General features: G+C 39.0%; 13 protein-coding genes and 1 tRNA gene. 7 read left to right on the forward strand and 7 right to left on the reverse strand.

The genetic code is table 11. The features are described 5' to 3' along the window. Positions 1 to 6: 6 nt before the first annotated feature. From ACO6S2_RS00300 to ACO6S2_RS00310, 3 genes are all read right to left on the reverse strand, one after another. On the reverse strand, positions 7 to 1,773 hold the full coding sequence (locus ACO6S2_RS00300) for a PAS domain-containing protein (protein ID WP_422360520.1): 1,767 nt from the start codon (positions 1,771 to 1,773) through the stop codon (positions 7 to 9). Positions 1,774 to 1,781: 8 nt separating this feature from the next. After that, positions 1,782 to 2,216 (reverse strand): response regulator, encoded by a 435-nt coding sequence (locus ACO6S2_RS00305; protein WP_422360521.1) that lies wholly within the window; start codon positions 2,214 to 2,216, stop codon positions 1,782 to 1,784. Between the two features lie 78 nt (positions 2,217 to 2,294). After that, complete coding sequence (locus tag ACO6S2_RS00310; protein WP_422360522.1) at positions 2,295 to 4,412, reverse strand: ATP-binding protein; 2,118 nt, start codon at positions 4,410 to 4,412, stop codon at positions 2,295 to 2,297. Between the two features lie 159 nt (positions 4,413 to 4,571). On the opposite strand from ACO6S2_RS00310, the gene sucC reads away from it, so the two are divergent. The 7 genes from sucC to ACO6S2_RS00345 all read left to right on the forward strand — a co-directional run bounded on the left by sucC (position 4,572) and on the right by ACO6S2_RS00345 (position 13,524). Continuing rightward, entirely contained in the window at positions 4,572 to 5,780 is a 1,209-nt protein-coding gene (gene sucC, locus ACO6S2_RS00315; RefSeq protein WP_422360523.1) for an ADP-forming succinate--CoA ligase subunit beta, read from the forward strand. Positions 5,781 to 5,854: 74 nt separating this feature from the next. After that, a tRNA-Arg gene (locus ACO6S2_RS00320) sits at positions 5,855 to 5,928 on the forward strand. Positions 5,929 to 6,196: 268 nt separating this feature from the next. Next, complete coding sequence (locus tag ACO6S2_RS00325; protein ID WP_422360524.1) at positions 6,197 to 7,333, forward strand: hypothetical protein; 1,137 nt, start codon at positions 6,197 to 6,199, stop codon at positions 7,331 to 7,333. 63 nt (positions 7,334 to 7,396) lie between these two features. Then, the gene (locus ACO6S2_RS00330; protein ID WP_422360525.1) at positions 7,397 to 8,584 is read left to right on the forward strand and encodes a histidine kinase; all 1,188 of its coding nucleotides are present in this window, start codon (positions 7,397 to 7,399) and stop codon (positions 8,582 to 8,584) included. 5 nt (positions 8,585 to 8,589) lie between these two features. Continuing rightward, positions 8,590 to 10,545 (forward strand): tetratricopeptide repeat-containing sensor histidine kinase, encoded by a 1,956-nt coding sequence (locus ACO6S2_RS00335; protein WP_422360526.1) that lies wholly within the window; start codon positions 8,590 to 8,592, stop codon positions 10,543 to 10,545. Further along, positions 10,542 to 11,291, forward strand: a complete 750-nt coding sequence (locus ACO6S2_RS00340) for a LytR/AlgR family response regulator transcription factor (protein ID WP_422360527.1) — start codon at positions 10,542 to 10,544, stop codon at positions 11,289 to 11,291. The genes ACO6S2_RS00335 and ACO6S2_RS00340 overlap by 4 nt, the downstream gene beginning before the upstream one ends. Positions 11,292 to 11,727: 436 nt before the next feature. Further along, the gene (locus ACO6S2_RS00345) at positions 11,728 to 13,524 is read left to right on the forward strand and encodes a tetratricopeptide repeat protein (RefSeq protein WP_422360528.1); all 1,797 of its coding nucleotides are present in this window, start codon (positions 11,728 to 11,730) and stop codon (positions 13,522 to 13,524) included. Here ACO6S2_RS00345 and ACO6S2_RS00350 read toward each other — a convergent pair whose 3' ends face one another. The 4 genes from ACO6S2_RS00350 to ACO6S2_RS00365 form a co-directional block, all read right to left on the reverse strand. Beyond that, on the reverse strand, positions 13,525 to 13,659 hold the full coding sequence (locus tag ACO6S2_RS00350) for a hypothetical protein (RefSeq protein WP_422360529.1): 135 nt from the start codon (positions 13,657 to 13,659) through the stop codon (positions 13,525 to 13,527). Positions 13,660 to 13,767: 108 nt separating this feature from the next. Then, positions 13,768 to 14,529, reverse strand: a complete 762-nt coding sequence (locus ACO6S2_RS00355) for a LytR/AlgR family response regulator transcription factor (protein WP_422360530.1) — start codon at positions 14,527 to 14,529, stop codon at positions 13,768 to 13,770. A 1-nt stretch (position 14,530) separates the two neighbouring features. Next, positions 14,531 to 15,574, reverse strand: coding sequence for a sensor histidine kinase (locus tag ACO6S2_RS00360; RefSeq protein WP_422360531.1), 1,044 nt, complete (start codon positions 15,572 to 15,574; stop codon positions 14,531 to 14,533). A gap of 278 nt (positions 15,575 to 15,852) precedes the next feature. Continuing rightward, positions 15,853 to 17,814 carry an OmpA family protein gene (locus ACO6S2_RS00365; protein WP_422360532.1) on the reverse strand — a complete coding sequence of 654 codons (1,962 nt, stop codon included), beginning with the start codon at positions 17,812 to 17,814 and terminating at the stop codon, positions 15,853 to 15,855. Positions 17,815 to 17,909: the final 95 nt, after the last annotated feature.

The raw sequence follows: 17,909 nt of genomic DNA on the forward strand, positions 1-17,909 counted from the left end.
GGCGGTTTAATTATTTATTGGGAACCAAGATTTTACTACCGTTCCTTTTTTGGGAACAGAAGTTATCTCAAAATGCCCGTTTTGCAAAGATGTTCTTTCTTTCATATTTTTTATACCATTCCATTTAATTTCTGTATCGAAGCCTATTCCATCGTCCTTTATTTCGAGTACAATGTTTTTATCTACCGCTTCGATGCGAACAGAAACTTGTTCGGCTTTGGCATATTTTACAATATTGTTTATTGCCTCCTGGGCAATTCTATAAATAGTGTTAGATAATTCCATATCATAGCCATCCGGAATATCTATCACATAATCTACCTCAAACTCACCCATGTTTTCGATCTCCTCCATTAGATAGTGCATAGTCTTGCTCAAACCGAATTCCTCGAGATGACGGTTAGATAAATTTCTTGATACCCTACGAACTTCCTCAATAGTAGTTGCCAACAAATCCTCTACATCATCTTTTTTCCGAGTAAGCTCCTCCTCAGAGTTTGCCTCTAGTGAAGATAACTTAAATTTTGCAGCTACCAGCATTTGGCCTATGCCGTCATGAATATCACGTGCCATACGGCTCCGTTCGAATTGTTGAGCGTTATAAATGGATTTACTGATCTCGCGCTGCTCAGTGATATCCTGAACCACTCCTAGTACAGAGGTGATTTTGCCATCACTACCAACAGAGATATTTCCGGTATTTCTCACGATTTTTGTCAAGTCTTCGCCCAAAACAATTCGATGCTCAATATCGAAGAAGTTTTTTCTTCCGGCCAGCATTTCTTTAAAATAGGGTTTATCCTGTTCGTGCATCGTTTCTCTAATCAGCCTAAAAACAGATAGTTCCTCATCATCCGTGAGTTCGAAGATGCGACGAAACTCTGCAGAAACCACAAATGAATTGCCTTTAGCATTCCATTCATAACTACCAACATGAGCTACAGACTCTGCATTTTCTAGAATAGATTGATTTTTCCGAAGTTGCTCTTCGTATACTTTTTTCTCGGTAATATCCAGCAAAGTTCCTGATGCCCGTAGAGGTTCTCCTTTCAGAGATCGACGGATTATTTTTCCTCTGGCTAATACCCACTTGACTGCACCAGTTTTATTTCTCACGTAAAATTCCTGATCAAAGAATGGAGCCTTGCCAGCAATATGTTCATTCATTGCATCAACCACATATTGCTGCTCGTCTGTATCATACTTCTGAAAATATTTAAAATCCTGAATGGCATCCTCGGCATCAAATCCTAAAATTTCTAGGCTCTTATTATTATATACAATGGCATTGGACATAAAATCAAGATCCCAAATTCCTAGATCTGTTCCTTCTAGTGCCAGTTCTAATCGCTCCTTATTCAAAATCAGCTCATGCTCCGCAGATTTTTTTTCACGCGTTACTTTTTGCTCGTTGAGTGCACGCTCTACTACAATGGGCAATCGCGACAAACTATCCTTGGAAACCAAATCAGTAACTCCAAGCTTCAGAGCCTCGACAGCATTCTCTTCACCTATTATTCCAGAGACAATTATGAATGGTAAATTGATTTCCTTGACAAGGTCAAAAGCATCAATGGCGCTGCATGATGGAAGATTGTAGTCTGAAAGAACCACATGGGGCAGAAAGTCAAACAACTTGAATTTGAAATCTTTTAGATTATCCACCCGATGATATTCAAATTGAAAACCTGCACGTTTGAGTTCGTAAAGAGCCAATTCGGCATCTTCAGCTACATCCTCGAGTATGAGTATATTTAATTTAGTGTCTTTCAAGTTTATAATTAACTATTAGGTGTGGTATTTGTAATAAGCCAATAGAAACCAACCTCGGCAATAGCCTTAGCAAAGTTTTCGAACTCTACAGGCTTTACGATATAGCTGTTGACTCCCAAATCATAGGTTTTCATCACATCTTGTTCTTCCTTAGAGGAGGTTAATACGACTACAGGTATTTTTTTTGTGATCTCATTTTTTCGGATTTCTTCCAACACTTCTGTACCATCTACTTTTGGAAGTTTCAAGTCTAAAAAAATGACCCGTGGGAGATTGTTGACGTTTCTGTCGGCGTATTGATTTCGGCCAAACAAATAGTCTAATGCCTCAACGCCATCCTTCAACCATAACAATTTGTTAGCCAAATGATGCTTCTTTAGTGAGCGTATAGTGATTTCAGCGTCGTTAGGGTTATCCTCGACTAAAACAATGTCGGCTTCCATTTGATCAGGCATTTGGTTTTTGCTTTCGATAAGATCATGAATATAAACAACCCACTATTAATCTACAATTTTTGAATTCTATTTGGGTAGGCTGAAATAGAATGTAGTTCCCACACCTTCTTCACTTTCTGCCCAAACCTTTCCGTTATGTTTCATCATTACCTTTTGAACGATGGCCAGACCAACACCGGTTCCCTTAAACTCTTCATCCGTATGTAGTCGCTGAAACACACCGAACACCTTGTCATAGTAGGCCATGTTGAAACCTACCCCATTATCTTTTACAAAAAATTCGAAGAATTGACCTTTCTCTTCTACCCCAATTTCAATTATGGGATGAGATTCATTACTACTGAATTTAACAGCATTCCCAATTAGATTTGAAAACACCTGCTTCATTAATGTAGGTTCCCCCTTTGCTTGTGGTAACCGACTAATTTCAAACATAGAACTATCTAAAGCCTGTTCTTCAATAATACCTTTTACAAGTTCATCAAAGTCAATAGGCTTAAACTCTGTAACCTTTCGGGAAATTCTAGAAAATGCAAGCAAATCGTCTATGAGCATAGCCATTTTTCCACTATTCTTTATGATCACATTAAGAAGCCTTTTGCTTTCCTCGCTAAACTCATCCTCGTGGTCTTCGAGAATTATTTTGGAAAAACCATCAATAGCTCGCAACGGTGCTCGTAAATCATGGGACACAGAATAGCTAAAGGCCTCTAATTCCTTATTGGTTATCTCCATTTTATCAACTTGCACTTCTAATTGCTGGTTAAGGCTTTGAATTTTATTTTCATTCAATTTCCTGCTGGTGACATCGTCAACAATCATCACAGTAAATCTAACTTTATCCTCCTCGTCACGGACTGTAGATACGGTCTTGTTAATAAATATCTCCCGACCGCTTTTTGTTGTATTCTTTTTTTCTATTGTATAGTGATCAATTTGTCCAAGAATGATTTGCTCATATTGCTTAATATCCATATCCATTTCCGTCAAATCATCTGTTCCAGAAATAGAATAAAAAGTCTCCCCCAATAATTCTGCTTCAGAATACTCCAGTAAATCCTGAAGTGCCTGATTGGCCATAAGTACCATACCTTTTCTATCGCATACACAGATGCCGACGTTGGCATAATCATAGATCGTCTTGAATCTCTTTTCACTAAGGTGAAGCTCTAAGTCTGTCTTTTTCTGATGCTCACTCCAAGCCTGCATATCCAATAAATGACTAATATTGATAGCCATCAATTCCATAATTTCAATATCATATTCCTCAAAACGTTTTTGCTTAGCCTCTTGTGCGGAGAAAAGTAATACTCCGTACTTTTCATTATTTACAAGAATCGGAGAGGCTATAAAATAGTTAGAAGAAGTTCCTGTAGGTTTTGCTAGGTTCGAGTTGTTTTTAGCTCCGTATATGGTTTTTTCTTTTTCAAAAACCTCCAAGAGAATCCCCTCGTTAAGAGACAGTAACTCGACTGAAAACCGCGCAGAGTCGGGTGATTCATTTATGCTTCTAATTGTCAGTGTACCATTATTAACTTCTACAATCATTCCTGCTTGCATTCCTAATAGATCTGTACCTGAATTGAGGTAATCAGTTAATATTTCATCCAAGTTCGAATCATGTCTTAGATTTAACCTATGCAATTCCCTAAGGCCTTGACTAAACAACTCTATTTTCTCTTCTTTTTGGTCATGATTGTATTTGAGCATCCACACCAATGTCAAATTAACCAATACTCCCATGGCATACATGGCGGTAACATTTGGGCTCTCCCCCCAAATAGGTAAATCTTGCAAATAAATATCCGCCCAGATCAAGAGAGATTGTATGACCAGGACCACACCAAGCATTAATTTGCTATACTTTTTGGGAGAAACAATTGTGGCTATTAGGATAAATGTGAAAAATATCAATCCGCTACCACTCGTCCCTCCATCTTTGAACCAAAAAAAAGCGCCAAAAACCAATGATAGAAGCAGGGAAGGCATTACAATAAAATTGAGATGCTTTCCTTTTTTTAACAACCTATAGACATAACCTCCTATTCCCATACCCAGCACATAGACTATAAGTACCAAGTATTCTTCATTATATAGACGGTAAAGTGAGAATATGAATAGGGTACCTATGAAGTACAAAATGGACGCACTAAATATTCTATATGAGAGGGAATTTTGTTTCAATCTATGATTGCTTGAAATGAGTGTCACCCCAAATTAAAGATTTTATTGAATAAATATGATACTAAGACGCACCGACCTTGGATTCGACTTGAAAATGCCATGGTATTGCTGTAGCTTCGCGCCAAAGGCATCCCGACGGGACACAAAAACATTTAGGATATGAACATTCACGAATATCAAGCGAAGGAAATACTCAAAGGATACGGAGTAACAATACAAGAAGGTATTGTAGCTGAAACTCCTGAAGAAGCACAAGCTGCTGCAAAGAAATTGAATGCGGAGACTGGCACAGAATGGTATGTGGTAAAGGCACAAATCCATGCCGGAGGAAGAGGAAAAGGAAAAGTTAACGAAACCGGATCTAACGGTGTAGTGTTAGCGAAAAGCCTTGACGAGGTTCCGCAAAAAGCTGGAGATATTTTAAAGGGCACATTGGTAACGCACCAAACTGGACCAGAAGGTAAAGTAGTGAACAAAGTTTTAATTGCTCAGGATGTTTATTATCCAGGAGAGTCTGAGCCAAGTGAATTCTATTTAGGAATATTACTTGACAGAGCCAAAGGCTGCAATGTGATCATGGCTTCTACCGAAGGCGGAATGGACATTGAAACTGTGGCGGAAGAAACTCCAGAGAAAATCATCAAAGAATGGATCGACCCTACGGTTGGCTTACAGGCTTTTCAAGCTAGAAAAGTAGCTTTCGCGCTTGGGCTTGAAGGTGATGCTTTCAAAGGCATGGTGAAATTCATCTTCTCGCTATACAAAGCTTACGAAGCGACGGATTCATCTATGTTTGAGATCAACCCTGTGTTGAAAACTTCTGACAATAAAATATTGGCGGTAGATGCTAAAGTTGATATCGACGACAATGCCTTGTACAGACATAAGGACATCGCTGCACTAAGAGACTATACAGAAGAAGATCCTGCGGAAGTAGAAGCTGCTAAGTCTGGCTTAAACTACGTGAAGCTTGAAGGTAATGTAGGCTGTATGGTAAATGGTGCCGGATTGGCCATGGCGACTATGGACATCATCAAATTGTCTGGTGGAGAGCCTGCTAACTTCCTAGATGTTGGCGGGTCTGCTAATGCACAAACGGTAGAAGCTGGATTCAGAATCATCATGCAAGACCCGAATGTGAAGGCTATCTTAATTAACATCTTCGGTGGTATTGTAAGATGTGACAGAGTAGCTAGCGGTGTGGTAGAAGCTTACAAAAACATTGGAGAGATCAATATTCCAATAATCGTAAGACTTCAAGGTACTAATGCTGAAGAAGGTGCTAAGATCATCGAAGAATCAGGATTGAAAGTTTACTCAGCAATTGTATTGAAAGATGCAGCTGCTAAAGTGAAGGAATTGATATAATAAGTAGTGAGATACTAGTATTTAGTATTGAGACTTTGTTCTTTCTACTAAATACTAGCTACTCAATACTATTTGCACACGTAGTTCAACTGGATAGAATATCGGATTTCGGCTCCGAGGGTTGAGGGTTCGAATCCTTCCGTGTGCACAAAAAGGCTGCTAGAAATGGCGGTCTTTTTTGTTAATAGCTATCCGCACACCCTCAAGAGGATTCGCCGTATGACGGACCGATCCTTCAGAGTGCACACAAAGCCTGCTAGTCCCGATAGTTATCGAGAAGCGATCTCTTTGGTTTTCCCCAGCGTCAATTTACACTCACATATCTCATTCATCAATTGAAACTGGGCATCCATCAATTGACCACTTCTTATTAATCAAAATCCATTGATCATTGTTCAGAACTAACAAATAAGACAATGAAGACAAATAATTTTTGGATTTCTATTTTGGCACTTACAATAGTATTTGGATGCAACGACGAAGAGGATACTGATATTAATCCAACTTCGGACCCAAATGTGTCACACTACAAAGGGACTCAAGCACCTGGAGATATTTGGGATTGGGTATTAGACTATAACCACATGACCTTTTCAACCACATGGGACCATGGCACTTTCGACGATACTTCAGATGATATCGCCGTAGAAGGAACTTTTATCACGTTGCCGTCTGGCTATCTAAAGTGTACAATCAACAAATCAACGCCTTCAAACGGAGACATTCCAGAAGATGGTTCGGCATATTTCTTTGCCATGAACCTGCCTAATATGACGATGATCATTAAACCTGAAGGAAGCATCAAAGGCGATTTGATTGCTGCCGTTGCAACAGGTGAATGTAATGATGTACCTGGAGATTACAACTACATCATGGTAGCCCCAGGCAATATGGAAGCATATGATCCTGTAACCGAAGAGGCTTATGGTGTAGCTAGCTTTGTTGACAATGGCAATGGGTTTGCCATTAGCGGTGAGGGCTACTCTCTAGATTGCGCCAACGAAGGTGTCTGTACATCAACTTCTACTATTCAAGGGCTGCCTGTGGCAGAATGCCAGGACAACGGCGCAATTAAGATCATGAGCGACGGAGCCACTGCTATAGAGGGTCAATTTACTGGAGCAGGTGTGATGATGATAGACAGAGGAGAAGGCAATGGCGGGGTCCTAGCCGTACAACAGTCTGGAGCTTATGAATTTAATGACTTGGTGGATGCCGACATGGTAGGGTTTGCTTATATGCCCGCCAACGAAGAGGAAACCATCGTACCAGTTCATTTGGTGTTCAAGGATGAGGGCAATGTCATCTTAGGTAAAGCGAGCAAAATTAACGATATCGTTACGGGTGAATTAGAAGCAAAGGAACCAGTTTCTATTAGAGTAGACGCTATCAACAACGGCCTACTCGATGGCGACATCACACATTCCGATGGCCTAGGCACCAATTTTGTAGCGGCCATGCTAGAAAGTGAAGGCGAGAAAATGCTGATCTTGAGCTCCACTTCAACCAATGGAGACCCCTTCATCCTAATTACAGTCACCAAAAGAGATTAAACAGTGTGTGAAAAGAGCCATTTGTCCATATGATAAATGGCTCTTTGATTTAATAGTTACCCAATGAGCAGCGTAAGAAAACTTCAAGAAGTTTATAGTAAGGATCAGATTCAGGACATCTTTATCAACTTCTCTCTTTTACTACTAAACAAACGAACAGAAGAAGAGGTCATTTGGAGTTTGACTAAAAACTGCATATCCTATCTAGGCTTTGAAGATTGTGTGGTGTACCTCCTCGACACCGGCAATCAATTGCTCGTACAAAAAGCAGCCCACGGGCCCAAATGCAACGACGAAGATCAAATAAACACTCCACTCAATATTCCAGTGGGAAATGGCATCACAGGACATGTGGCAAAATTCGGTAAGCCTCTTCTCGTTAAGGATACAAGCCAGGACGATAGATACATCATAGATGATAAGCAGAGATTATCTGAAATATGTGTTCCTATCAAATTGAATGACCGAGTGATAGGCGTGATTGATTGCGAGCATTCAGAAAAAAACTACTTCAATTTTCAGCACCAGGAAGTACTCTCAGCTGTCGCAAGCATATGTGCCATCAAGATCAGTCAGCTTCGAGCCGATAAAATTCTCCTCGAAAAAGAAAAGGAAGCATTGAGAATAAGCGAACAAATGGCTCAGTTAAAGCTGCAAGCACTGCAAGCACAGCTAAACCCTCATTTCATTTTTAATGCCCTAAATGCCATTCAATATTTTCTATCTATAGAAAATCACAGAGCAGCGTTGGATTACCTAAGCTTATTTGGCAAGGTATTGAGATACATTACCAATCAAATCAACAAAAATGAAGTGGTACTTGATCATGAGATACATGCTCTGACAAACTATTTAAACCTTCAAAAACTTAGGTATGATGATCGGTTCGAATATGTAATAGCCCCCAAAGACTGTATTGATAGCAAGAAGACCTCTGTTCCTTCCTTTCTACTTTTAAATTTGATAGAAGAGATAATTGAATCTCATATCGGGGGTGAACAACATAGAATGAAAATACAACTTCATTTTGAATTCAAAAAAAACCATTTGATCTTTTCAACCCAAATCAGCTACCATTCATCCTCTGGTACATCATCTGGATACCGTACCAACTATGCATCCTGGGAAAAACTTGTGAAACAATGCAATGAATACCATGACAGCAACATTGAATACGCCTACGAGAAGCCCTCAAAACTTACGAAAGGGCAAGTAAATTCATGCATCAAGGTTGAAATTCCATTAAATTAGAATTTATGAAGTTTCTTATCCGCTGGCTTTTCATTACTCTACTACTCTCAACTTTGACTTGTGTCAACCTCCCGGGCCAAAACGTGACAATAGACAGTTTGAAACTATCCATTGCCAACGCCCCGAATGATTCGGTAAAGGTGGAGACACTGCGAGAACTCTCCAGAATATTCAGGTCGTATAATAAGGATTCTTCCATATTATATGCGAACCAAGGCATCACATTAGCCGAAAAATCTGGGTTTAGACAAGGTGAGATAAAAGGCCTATATAACCTAGGGCTTACTTATGGTATGGCTGGGGATTATCTAGAGGCTATCCAAGTACTCAATCGCTGCAAGAGCAAGGCCGTAGAATTGGAAGATTATAATAGAGTACGCCATGTGTACAACGCCATGGGAATCATCCACAAACGGATAGGTGATTACCCCACATCGCTCAGCTATTATCAAAAATGCCTAATACTGGTGGACTCACTCGATCTCAAAGGTGGACCGTCTTCTACTTACAGCAACCTGGGCGTTCTCTATGACCTGATGGGTGATCAGAACAAAGCTGTAGAAAGTTATAATAATGCATTGAACACTTATCAAGGAGACGATAAAACCTCAGTAGAGCAAACGGTCCTTGCTAACCTCGCAGTGATTGATTTCAACAAAAAAGATTATCAAGCCGCACTGAACAAATTCCTAAAATCACTTAGTCTACAAGACAAAGACGAAAAGATTGAACTTTGCAACACTTATTCCAATGTTGGCAACTGCTACGTCTTACTGGGTAAATATGACGATGGAGAAGAATACCTACAGAAAGCCCTGACACTAGCTACAAACTTATCGCTGCAGCGTGACGAGGCTATTGTCTACCACAATTTGGCCAAATTGGAACAAAAGAGAGGTAACCTTAATCAGGCCATCCGTTACTCTAAAAAAAATATAGCCACCCTGAAAAACAGCCGCAACCTCAAGCAGGTTAAAGAAGCACATTTGCAGGCCTTCGAAGTTTATAAAGGTGCAGGAATGTTAAGAGATGCCATGAATCACTTGATTGCAGCCATGTCTTATAAAGACAGCATATTGAATGAAACCAAGGTACGAGAATTACAAAACCTTCAAATCAAACATGAGGTGTATGTGAAGGATCAAGAAATATCTACCCAGGAGCTGGAACTGAAATTACTCAATGCCAACTTACGTTTAGGAGAGAAGCGACAACTGTACTTGCTAGCCATCGCTTTGATGCTCTTGTTTAGTGCCAGCACACTTTACTTTAGATATTCAACAAAAAGAAAGTCGAATCAGCTACTTGCAGAAAAAAACGAATTGATTTCAAAACAGAACGAAGAAATTGAAATCATGAATAGTGAGTTAGAGAAACGAATGCTTAGGGCTCAAATGAATCCTCATTTTATTTTCAATTCGCTCAATTCCATTCAACATTTTATTACCAACAAAGACGAGCAGTCAGCACTCACTTACCTATCAAAATTTTCTAAACTATTACGTCAGGTACTGGAAAGTTCAATCAATGCCAATTTGATACTCCATGAAGAAATAGAATTGTTGAAAATATATGTAGAATTAGAATCACTCAGGTTTGACGACAGCTTCGAATATCAATTTGAAATTGACAGTTCGCTCGACCTCTATCAACACGAGGTTCCCATGTTATTGGTGCAACCGTATATAGAAAATGCCATCCTTCATGGCCTGATGCCCAAATCAGGTAAAAAGCAGTTGGCAATCAGATTTGATGACCTTGAAGAATACGTCAGGATCACTATTGAGGACAATGGTGTCGGGTATTCTACACCCAAAGAAGAGTCCAGGCCAAGCAGGGGCAGCGCAGTTACCGCGCAGCGGATTGACGCTCTAAAACGGTTTACTGATCAAAAACTGCTTACCATAGACTCGTCAGGTAGCGGAACCCTCGTGACAATTTTAATCCACAAAGAAGAATGACAAAGCTTAGAACCATCATCATAGAAGACGAGAAGCATAGCAGAGAGGCATTAAAAAATTTGATTCAAAACTACTGCACGGACGTAGAGATCATTGGTGAAGCAGCGAGCGTCAACGAAAGTGTAAAGCTCATCCGGAGCACAAAACCTGACGTTGTATTCTCTGACATAGAATTACAACCCGGAACTGGTTTTGAAGTATTAGATCAAGTAAAGGATCTGGACTTCGATGTGGTTTTCACCACGGCCTTTGACCAATATGCCATCAAAGCCATAAAACTCAGTTCGATCGATTACTTGCTCAAGCCTATTGGCATTGAAGAATTGCAAGCAGCAGTAGGAAAATGCAGGCAAAAAAAAGGCGAATTAATCAGACAGCAACAAAAAGACATTTTACTAGATCACGTACAAAACCAAGGGCACGCTCGCAAAATTTGCTTGGCAACAAACGACGGATTGGAGTTTATCCAAGAGGAAAATATCGTTTCCTGTGATGCCAATGGCTCCTATACCAAGTTCAATTTTAAGGATGGTACTTCTATACTGGTTAGTAAACATCTCAAGGAATATGAAGAACTCCTCGCATCTGAACAATTTATGAGAGTACATAATAGTCATTTGATTAATCTGAAAGAAGTGAAAAAGTACGTTAAATCGGAAGGAGGGTATATACTTATGACTGATGAAAGTATGATCAACTTGTCGCCCAAAAGAAAAGATGAATTTTTAAAGAGGATGACTACATAAATAATTTAGCACTGAGGCTCAAACAAAAAACTTGGCAGGATATTAAATAAAGTTGACAAGATTCAAAATGCAGTCTTTGCTAACCTTGTTATATAAATTATTTAATAGCTATGGTAATTTCTATTCTTATTCTCTCGTTTCTTATGAGCCTTTATCTGGGTGTAATGAAGTATCAATTTGAGCATGGTTCTCAAAGAGATCTTGAAGACACTACACGATACAGGTAATTTGTATTAAGACCAACTAGCGTCTAAGTATTAATTATTGTCATTATCCCCAATGGCTTTGTTTTTAGTAAGCCGTAATCTCTGAATTCTTTTTTTGAGAATTATTTTTTATCTTCCATAACCAGTCTATCCTCGAATCACTCAATTAGCTAGCAGTTTCTGATTTCAGGTCGTTGATCACAACGCACTTGGAAAGAGTAATTTTCAATATGAGCAAAATTCTAAAGGCTGGTTTATTATTTCTTATCCAAATTGGGTGTTTAGATCTGAGCTATTCACAGCAGATTCGTATAGATAGCTTGAAGAACATTATACAAACCTCCACATCTTTAGAAAAAAAAGCCGATGCATATAACCTAATGGGCTTGAAGTATTATAGGTCTGATCCAGATAGTGCCACCTATTTTACGGAACAGGCTCTCGTAATTAGCCAGGATATTAAACATGTTGCTGGTCAGGCAGAATATTTTCGGATTGATGGACTGATCAAACACAATAAAGGACTTTATACAGAATCTCTAAGACAGTTTGGAAGTTCTTTAGAATTGTTTCGAGCCTTGTCAGACTCAAGCAAAGTGGGGATGGTGTACAAAAACATCGGCTGGGTATATCTGGAGTTAGGAGATTTTCCTGAAGCCCTGAATTATTTCGCTAAAGCTAACCGCATAGCTGACGACCAAGAAGATTTGCTTCTGAAAGGACAAGTACTCAATAATCTGGGAGTTTTTATGGCACTGATTGGAGAATATGATAGTGCTATGGTTCATCTATTAAAATCTATCGAGCTAACAAAACAAAATGGTGACCCGCTTATTGGACTCACTCATACCAACATTGGCTTGGTAAAATCTAACTTGAAGGATTACGAATCTGCTGAATCGTATTTTCTAAAGGGGCTAGAGTTGGATCTCTTGAATGAGCAACAATGGGGAGTAGCTAATGCATTTGAAAATATTGGAGAACTCAAATTGACGCTCGGCCTGATGAATGAAGCACAAGAGCATTTTCAAAAGGCGAGAGATCAATTTGTCAAGCTAAAAGATATTAAAGGTGTAGCCGTGAATGACAATTTTCTTGGAGTCATTCTTTACAAAAAAGGGCAATACAAACCTGCTCTTGCCAAACTGGACAATGCCTATAAACTTTATATGGAAATTGATTATCAACGTGGTATGGCCAAGGTACTGCGAGATATGGCTAACTGTAATATTCTGATGGGCCATTCTGAAATTGCCATAAGACTTGCTAACAAATCACTTGAAATTGCTACAGAGATTGGTCAAATTCCAGAGGCGGTCCAGACAGCCGAAACCCTTCATAAAATCTATGCTGACGCAGGTGACACTAAAAATGCATACAAGCAAGCTGTCACCTACATGGCATATAAGGACAGTTTGTATAATCGTCAAAAAATCGAGTATGTGACTCAACTAGAAGCGAAACACAGACTCACTCAAATTGAGCAGGAAAATCAGTTACTCCTAAAAGAAAACCAACTTAGAGCCAACGAACTGCAAGCCTCTAACCTTAAGATTGCGCGACAAAATGCCATTCAATTTGCACTGGTTGTTTGTTTGATCTTTGCCTTATTGACTGCCTTTTTCTGGTATCGATTTAACCTTAAGAAGCAGAAAACAATCAAGTTGCTTAGAAAAATGAACGACGAGATTACCAGTCAAAAAGAACAAATTGCCAGACAGGCCAAAGAACTAGAGCAGGTAAATGGGGAAATGAAAAACATGAACGAATCCCTTGAAGTGTTAGTTAGAGAACGCACAAAAAAAATAGAATCCCAGAACAAAAAGCTCAGAGATTACGCTTTTTCTAATTCGCATGAGGTACGTGCTCCCTTATCTAATCTATTGGGCCTAATTAATGTCTCCAAAATCCAGGGAATGACTCCAGAAGAACAAGAGGAGATTATAGAAAAAATCTACATTTCCGCCCTTGACTTGGACAGCGTGATTACTAAGGTTAACAAAATTTTAGAGGATGAAGAATTATAATCACCAACAAACTAATTGCATGACCATTGACATTTTTTTTATATCAAGGTCTGATATTTTAGCCTCTTGTTTAGTTTGAGTTGTGTTGCTTTTTTCAGCCTTTTGTTCTGAATTTATTTTTTGTTTTTGATTCATCTTGATAGTATTTACCATACTAAGAGAATCAACTCTTTCATCTCTACAAACCTCTAGCCGACGAACCCGGAAATTCAAGGAGTGAAACAGGAAATAAGTAGGTGAAATTTATTTATTCAACCAGGTCTTGAAAGCAGAAGCTCGTTCTATACTCACAATTGCATCCTTTTTAGCAGGCGGGTTTAGGTTAATTTTAAGTCTTCCTTTGGTATAGGTAGTCATCTCTTGGATGGCCTGAATATGGATAACAAACTGGCGATTGATTCTGAAAAAGAGCTTCGGGTCCAAACACGTTTTCAACTTATCTAACGTGTAGTCTACAAGAAATTCTTGTCCATTTTTATCCACTAAGTATACATACTTTCCCTCAGCAAAGAAATAAGCTATCGTATCCACTTCAATACTTTTTACCTTATCTCCTTTGTATACCAAAAACCTACTTTGATAAGATTCTACTGCTCTTGATCGAAGAGTTTGAATCAATGACTGATAATCAACTGACGGCTGTTGGAGCTTCCTTTGCTCATAAAACTTGGTTATTGCCTGTTTGAGGTCAGTCTTATTTACAGGTTTGAGCAAATAGTCTATACTGTTTACCTTGAATGCTTTGATTGCATACTGATCGTAGGCAGTGGTAAATATGACAGGAGCCGAAACTTGCATCTTTTCAAAAATGCTAAAGCTCAAATCATCCCCGAGATGAATGTCCAAAAAGATAAGGTCTACTGCACGTGAAGATAGGAATTCTACCGTTGTCGATACAGAACCCAGCGTAGCTAGAATTTCAATTTCTGTATCAATATTTTTGAGCTGCCTGCTGAGCTTCTGAGCTGCTAGGGGTTCGTCTTCGACTATGATTACCTGTGTCATACTATTCCTCTTTGATCAATGGGAGCTTTGCCACATACTCTTTTCCAGTCTCAAGAAAAACGGGCTTTAGACTTGCCAGCATTTCATACCTGGCGTTTAGGTTATTTAGCCCAATACCAGTGGATTTGAGACTTTCTGATCTGGGTTGCAAGGTATTTTTCACGACAATCATATCGTCTTCGTCTTTGATTATTATGCTCAACGGTTTTTCAGCAGTCACTTGATTGTGTTTAATAGCATTTTCAACTAACAGTTGCAATGAAAGGGTAGGTATCAAATGTTTTAGTTTGTATTCCTCCACTTCTATTGTCGATCGTAAGTTTTTTCCAAATCTGATCTCTTGAAGAGACAAAAATGAACGAACAAAAGTCAACTCATCCTTTAATAAATGAAGATTTTTGCCTTGATGTTCTAATAAAAAGCGATAGATTTTTGAAAACTCATCAATAAACTCTTCTGCCCGATTTGGATCTTCATGAATCAACGCCGAAGCTGTATTCAAACTATTAAACAGGAAATGTGGGTTGATCTGATTTTTGAGTGCCTCGTATCTAGCAGTCATATTCTCTTTCTCCAATTGCTCATTTCTAATTAGAGATTTTCTCCAAAGCGTAAAAAAGAAATACCCTTCATAAATTCCTACCAAAATCAAATCCACTACCAGAGCGGTCATCAACTCATTGGTGATGTGTTTTTTTAAATCGGGATATACATAATCCAAACCGATATAATAGGTCAAATAAGCCAAAGGTAGCATCGTAAGCATAGCTACCAGTGGCGTAATTATAACATCCGCACAAAATCTTGCTACGGCATTTTTTCTCCATGGAAAAACACGATTGATTTTAATCAAAGTATGCATGACTACAACCGACACAAGCACTGTGAGAACGTAAGCAGACAAAGCATTGAGTAAAAAATTACCACAGATAGTGAAGAAGTCAAAAGCAAAATCAGACTCAATCATTCGAAGAAGTGTGAGCACAACAGAAGCCACAACACCTGCAAAACCAAAGTACAATATGAGTCGCCAACGGAATTTCATCAACTGTAAAGATGTTTGATTTTAGAATATATCTGTCATAAAAGAGAATGAACCTGAAAATAACAAGATTGAGCCTGTGCTTTAGCAGATAGTAAGCACCCAAATCAGTCCTCTACAGACCGATAGATAGTATATAAAGAAACATCTCTCAATTGCCTTCCGGTGCAGGCTATCACAATGTTTCTATTAACTACTATACACTCCAGAAAATCGAGAAAGAGTGAATTTTAAAAAGGAGCGAGTAATCAAAAAAGTCATCTATTGGACAGATTTTTCGATTAATAGTATCTGATCTCTACACGTCTGTTTTTTGCATCTGCTTCTGCAGAATTGGTTTTGTCTATAAGTTTGGTCTCTCCGTAACCTACTACTTTCGCGCGATTGGCGTCGTATCCATGATCAAACATATAATCAGCTACTACCTTGGCTCTTCGCTCTGATAATTTCTGATTGTAAGCCATCGGCCCTTTAGGGTCTGTGTGTCCACTGACTTCTATCTTATATCGTCCCGTCTTGAGTAGGTCTTTATATAATTCATCCAATACTTCTTTGACCGACGAACTGAGTTCTGAACTGTTAAATTCTAAGTAGACAGTTACAGTGCCTGGGCCTGGAGGTGCATGCTCTATTCTTACTTTTTCATAATGATTTTTCAAACTATCCGACCAGTCTGAAATTTGATCCTTAGCCACAGACTTGATATATGGTTTTTTCTCAAAATCATTCTTCATTTCTACATGAATAAGTTGAGGCCCGGCAGCTGCTGATGCTACCGCTCCATCACTTGGAATTTCCAGATCGAATCCTAAATTGTCTTCCTCTCTAAAAAATACATCTAGGAAATATTCGCCTTGAGACAATTGTCTATCACCATCAACAACAGTGATTTTCATATTCTTATTTACTGGTGCATAAATTTCATATTTACCATTTTCATCAGTGTATGTCCTGAAATACAACGAATCATAAGCGATTTCGACAGCTGCATTTGGCACCGGTTCTTTGGTCTTTTCATCTGTGATAGTTCCGCCGATCAGTATTTCGTTGAATAACAATATTCTATACAAATCCAGAGACCCATAGCCTCCGTTTCTAGTTGAGCTAATGAAGCCCACTTTCCCATAGGTTGAAAAATAAATATCTTCCGCTACGGTGTTTATTGGGTAATCCAAATTGATCGGTTTAGACCATTTTTTTGCCTTTTTATCGTAAGTGGTCTTGAAAACATCGTATCCTCCCAAAGAACCATGTCCTCTCGAGCTAAAATACAAGGTACTGTCGTCTGCCAAGAAAGGAGAGTCTTCGTCAAAGTCAGTATTCAGTTCGGCAATTGGCTCTGGTTCACTCCAGCTGCCATCTTCTAGTTTATAAGCCGTAAACAAGTCAAGGTTGTGCCCGTAGGTATGAAAATCTGAAGCGAATATAATGCTGCTTTCATCATCTGCTATGTGGCAGTGAGTATCAGTAGCTACTTCATCTGCATGTAACTCTAACGCACCATCTTCCTCCCAAACATTACCAACCCTATGAGATTTGAACAATTGACCATCGTGAAAAGTGATCAGTTTGTTATGATTTTGGTAAACTTGAACGGTAGCATCATGTCTTTGCTCATGATTGGTATGAAATTCGAATGGATCGGCTACGTGCCATTTATTCAAACTATCAATTCTAGTATCGTGAATCGCTTCGAAAGCTAGTCCATCGTGTGCAGTATACTCACTCGAATCATTACGGCTAGTAAAAAGCAACTCACTAAACCCATCGTACATAACGGGTGCATATTCTCTAAATTTAGTATTCACCTCTGGTCCAAAATTCTGCACCACATAACCCTGAGCGTCATGATAGTGATGCATCACATCTTCTATCCTATCATGCATTTCTTTCACATGGTAAGTAGCCGTGTCAGTTACAAATGAAAGTTCTACAAATGCTTCTTCAAATTCTTCCAAATAGTAATGCGAAATAGCCAATAAGTAATCAAGGTCTTGAGTTCTATCCTCGGCCAACAAAAGCACATCTTTGGCAGCGTGTGGTTCATGCAACTCAAGATGTACCTGCGCTTGATAAGCAATCAAATCATGGTCGCGATAGCCAGAGTCCAATAAAATCTGAAACTGTTCTTCAGCCTTGACATAATTTCCATTTTTGAAAAGACGAGCACCTTTTTTAAAAGCCTTATGATCGGTTGCAGGATCCTCTGGATTCTGAGCACTAATACCAAAGGTTGGTGTCAAAAAAAATAGAAGAAGTATAAGGTGAGCGAGCTGTTTCATTACAGTGATGAGGGATAGATGTAAAGATTAATCCGCTAATTTAACTTCATTCAGTG

The organism is Reichenbachiella sp. (assembly GCF_965233835.1).
Taxonomy (GTDB): Bacteria; Bacteroidota; Bacteroidia; order Cytophagales; family Cyclobacteriaceae; genus Reichenbachiella.

Bases quoted from the DNA above. Each gene is read 5' to 3' on its own strand.
- ACO6S2_RS00350 (WP_422360529.1), bottom strand. From the start codon at position 13,659: ATGAATCAAAAACAAAAAATAAATTCAGAACAAAAGGCTGAAAAAAGC.
- ACO6S2_RS00355 (WP_422360530.1), bottom strand. From the start codon at position 14,529: ATGACACAGGTAATCATAGTCGAAGACGAACCCCTAGCAGCTCAGAAG.
- sucC (WP_422360523.1), top strand. From the start codon at position 4,572: ATGAACATTCACGAATATCAAGCGAAGGAAATACTCAAAGGATACGGA.
- ACO6S2_RS00345 (WP_422360528.1), top strand. From the start codon at position 11,728: ATGAGCAAAATTCTAAAGGCTGGTTTATTATTTCTTATCCAAATTGGG.
- ACO6S2_RS00330 (WP_422360525.1), top strand. From the start codon at position 7,397: ATGAGCAGCGTAAGAAAACTTCAAGAAGTTTATAGTAAGGATCAGATT.
- ACO6S2_RS00360 (WP_422360531.1), bottom strand. From the start codon at position 15,574: ATGAAATTCCGTTGGCGACTCATATTGTACTTTGGTTTTGCAGGTGTT.
- ACO6S2_RS00305 (WP_422360521.1), bottom strand. From the start codon at position 2,216: ATGGAAGCCGACATTGTTTTAGTCGAGGATAACCCTAACGACGCTGAA.
- ACO6S2_RS00335 (WP_422360526.1), top strand. From the start codon at position 8,590: ATGAAGTTTCTTATCCGCTGGCTTTTCATTACTCTACTACTCTCAACT.
- ACO6S2_RS00340 (WP_422360527.1), top strand. From the start codon at position 10,542: ATGACAAAGCTTAGAACCATCATCATAGAAGACGAGAAGCATAGCAGA.
- ACO6S2_RS00325 (WP_422360524.1), top strand. From the start codon at position 6,197: ATGAAGACAAATAATTTTTGGATTTCTATTTTGGCACTTACAATAGTA.